At 69.0% G+C, this 3231-nt stretch carries 3 protein-coding genes; all 3 read right to left on the bottom strand.

Annotation, left to right across the window (positions count from 1 at the left end; all coding sequences use genetic code 11):
• The coding region (locus tag G3O06_RS47370; protein WP_241020613.1) for a protein-glutamate O-methyltransferase CheR at positions 1 to 933 on the bottom strand (933 nt) is incomplete at its 3' end.
• Positions 930 to 1442 carry a chemotaxis protein CheW gene (locus G3O06_RS47365; RefSeq protein WP_174968306.1) on the bottom strand — a complete coding sequence of 171 codons (513 nt, stop codon included), beginning with the start codon at positions 1440 to 1442 and terminating at the stop codon, positions 930 to 932. The genes G3O06_RS47370 and G3O06_RS47365, both read right to left, overlap by 4 nt.
• The gene (locus G3O06_RS47360) at positions 1439 to 3115 is read right to left on the bottom strand and encodes a methyl-accepting chemotaxis protein (protein ID WP_174979034.1); all 1677 of its coding nucleotides are present in this window, start codon (positions 3113 to 3115) and stop codon (positions 1439 to 1441) included. Before G3O06_RS47360 ends, G3O06_RS47365 begins: the two co-directional genes overlap by 4 nt.
• Between the last annotated feature and the right edge of the window lie 116 nt (positions 3116 to 3231).

Below are 3231 nucleotides of genomic sequence, written 5' to 3'. Positions count from 1 at the left end.
AACACCATCTATCCAGCCACTCCCCCACACCACGCTCTCCCGATCTGCCCGGGTGCCCGCCGGCCGGGCCGCGAATACGTCGGCCGCCGCGCCGGCGGGCTCGCGATGAAACGCGAACGCCAGCGGCACACGCGCCGAGCGCATCCCGTGCCGCATCGCGACACCCGTTTCGGCCGGCCCGACGAACAGCATGCCGTCGTCGGCAAGGCGCTCGTCGAGCGAGCGGATCACGCGATCCTGCGCGTCGCGATCGAAGTAGATCAACACGTTGCGGCAGAACACGAAATCGTAGCGAATGCCCGTGTCCACGGCCGGTTCGACGAGGTTCGCCTGACTGAACTGCACGCACGCGCGCACGCGCTCGTCGAGCAGCCAGCCGTCGCGGGTCGGCATGAAGTGCCGCGCGCGAAACTCCGTCGCGGTGCCGCGGAACGCATTGCGCCCGTAGCTGCCGAGCCGCGCCTGCTCGATCGCGCGCGCGCTGAGGTCGATCGCATCGATCGTGAAACTGGCCGGGTCGAGCCCCGCGTCGAGCAGCGCCATCGCCGCCGAATACGGCTCCTCGCCCGTCGAGCACGGCGCGCTCAGCACGCGGATCACGCGGCCGGGCAGCGCGGCGAGCCGTTCCGCCGCAAGCCGCGCGAGCGTCGCGAAGGCCTCGCGGTCGCGGAAGAACCAGGTCTCGGGCACGACGAACAGCTCGATCAGCGCACGCCGTTCGTCGGCCGACGCGTTGAGCTGCTGCCAGTAGGCGTCGAGCGCATCCTGTGTCACGGGCGGCCGCGCTGCCGACGGCAGGCGCTCGCCGTCCGCCTGCAGCGCGTGCACGCGTTCCGTCAGCGCGCGGGTCATGAAGTCGTTGCCGAGCGAATCGGGGTCGATGCCGGTCTCGCGCAGCAGCCAGCCGCGAAATCGCGATTCGGACTCTTTCATGCGGACTCTCCCCCGTGGCCCGGCAGGCCGTCGAACAGATACAGGCGCGCCACGTCACCGATCAGGTCGGACACCGATACCTGCTGCACGACGCCATCGGGCGTGTTCGCGACGGGCCCGAGCCAGCGCGTGCGCGCGGTCGAAATGCCGCTCGACCGAAACGCCGCGCGGTCGATCCGCATCGTCTGGGTCGCGCGCTCGACGATCAGCCCGATCGTGCGCTCGCCGCCCGCCTCGTCCGCGCGGTAGCGGACCATCACGAGCCGCGTCGAGCGCAACGCATGCGCGCGGCGCCCGAGCGCCAGCATCGGCACGTCGATCACCGGCACCGGCTGGCCGCCACGCATCAGCAGCCCGGCGATCCATTCGGGTGCGCCGGGCACGGCTTTCGTGATCGCAAGCGGCAGCACCTCGTCGATGCCGGCCGCGTCGAGTGCATAGCGTTCGCCGTCGAGCTCGAACATCAGGAACAGCGCGTGTGCGCCGTTCTGCGTGTCGGCGCGCGTCACGCGTCGACCTTGAAGCGCGACACGCTGGTGCGCAGCTGGTTCGCGACGAGCGTCAGGTCGTCGATTGCCTGCGACGACTGGCGCAGCGACTCGGCCGTCTGCTGCGCGGCCTCCGACAGCTGCGACAGCGCCTGCGTGATCTGCTCGGCGCCGTTCGCCTGCGTCTGCATCCCTTCGTTGACCATCTGGAAGCGCGGCGCGAGCGTCTGCACCTCGGCGATGATCTGCGACAGCTGCCCGCCGACCTGCTGCACGTCGAGCATTCCGCGGCGCACTTCCTCGGAGAACTTGTCCATCCCCATCACGCCCGCCGACACGGCCGACTGGATTTCCTTCACGGTCTGCTCGATGTCGTAGGTCGCCACCGCCGTCTGGTCGGCGAGGCGGCGGATCTCGGTCGCGACGACCGCGAAGCCGCGGCCGTATTCGCCGGCCTTCTCGGCCTCGATCGCCGCGTTCAGCGACAGCAGGTTGGTCTGGTCGGCCACCTTGGTGATCGTCGCGACCACCTGGTTGATGTTCAGCGCCTTCTCGTTGAGGATCGCGAGCTTCGCGTTCACCGAACCGGCCGCGTCCATCACGCTGCGCATCGTCTCGCCCATTCGCGTGAGCCCGCTCTGGCTCACGCCGGCGAGCGTCGCCGACTGCTCGGCCACGCCGGCCACCTCGTTCATCGTGCGCAGCAGGTCGCGCGACGTCGCGAAGATCTCGCGGGACGTCGCGCCGATCTCGGTCGTCGTCGCCGCGGTTTCGTTCGCGGTCGCCTGCTGTTCGCGCGACGTTGCCGCGATCTCGGCCACCGACGTCGTTACCTGCAACGACGACTGCTGTGCGCGCGCGACGAGCTCGGTCAGCTCGTCGGCCATCCGGTTGAAGCCGGTCTCGAGCGTGCCGAATTCGTCGCGGCGGCGCAGGTCGAGGCGGCGCGTCAGGTTGCCGGTGCGCATCACGTCGTGCACCTCGACGAGCCGCGCCATCGGTACGGTTACCGAACGGTACAGCCCGTAGCCGAGCCCGAGCGCGGACAGCAGCACGAACGCCACCGCGACCGCGAGCACGACCTCGGTGTCCTGCACGGATTCGCGGATCAGCTTCGCGGATTGCTCGGCGAACTTGCGGTTTTCCTGCACCAGCACGTTCGCGTTGCGCACGACTTCGGTCCACGCGGGCAGCACTTTCGAATACGCGGCGACGGCCTCCTCGCGCGACACGCGGCTCCTCTGCACGGCTTCGTTCAGCAGCGGCACGTAGTGGTCGAACGCGCCGCGGAACGCCGCGAAGCGCTGCCGGTCGTCGTCGCGGAACGTCGTGCTCTGATAGTCGACCGACAGCGCCTCGACTTCCTTCAGCGCATCAGCGATTTTCGAGAGATCGCGATGCACGCTGTCGGGATCGGTTTCGACGAACGTCGCCTGCTGCAGCAGCATGAACGATTCGTTGACCGAACCGCGCAGCGACGACGCGAGGTAAACGCCGGGCAACGAGTCGCGCTCGATGCTGACGGCTTCGGCGTTGATCGCACGCAGTCGCTCGTAGGAGACGCCGGCTGTCACCAGCATCAGCACGAACAGCACGCCGAAGCTGAGCAGGATGCGATTGCCGAGCGTCAGCCGGGCAGCGCCGATCGTCGGATGCAGGCTTTCATTGGTCGCGCGGGGCGTCACGGTGGCCATGTTCGTTATGGGCTTTCTAAAGTCAGCGTTGAAAAAAATCCGCGCCCGCCAGCGCGCCGGACGGCGCGCCACGAGCGCATCGGGGTCTGCGGGCAGCGCGGCGCCGGCAGGCCGCG

Origin of the sequence: Burkholderia sp. Ac-20345 (genome assembly GCF_017104825.1) — a bacterium.
In the GTDB taxonomy this organism is placed as follows: domain Bacteria; phylum Pseudomonadota; class Gammaproteobacteria; order Burkholderiales; family Burkholderiaceae; genus Burkholderia; species Burkholderia lata_B.
Note: the sequence above shows the minus strand (reverse complement) of the source record. Positions and strands in the feature narration are given on the sequence as shown.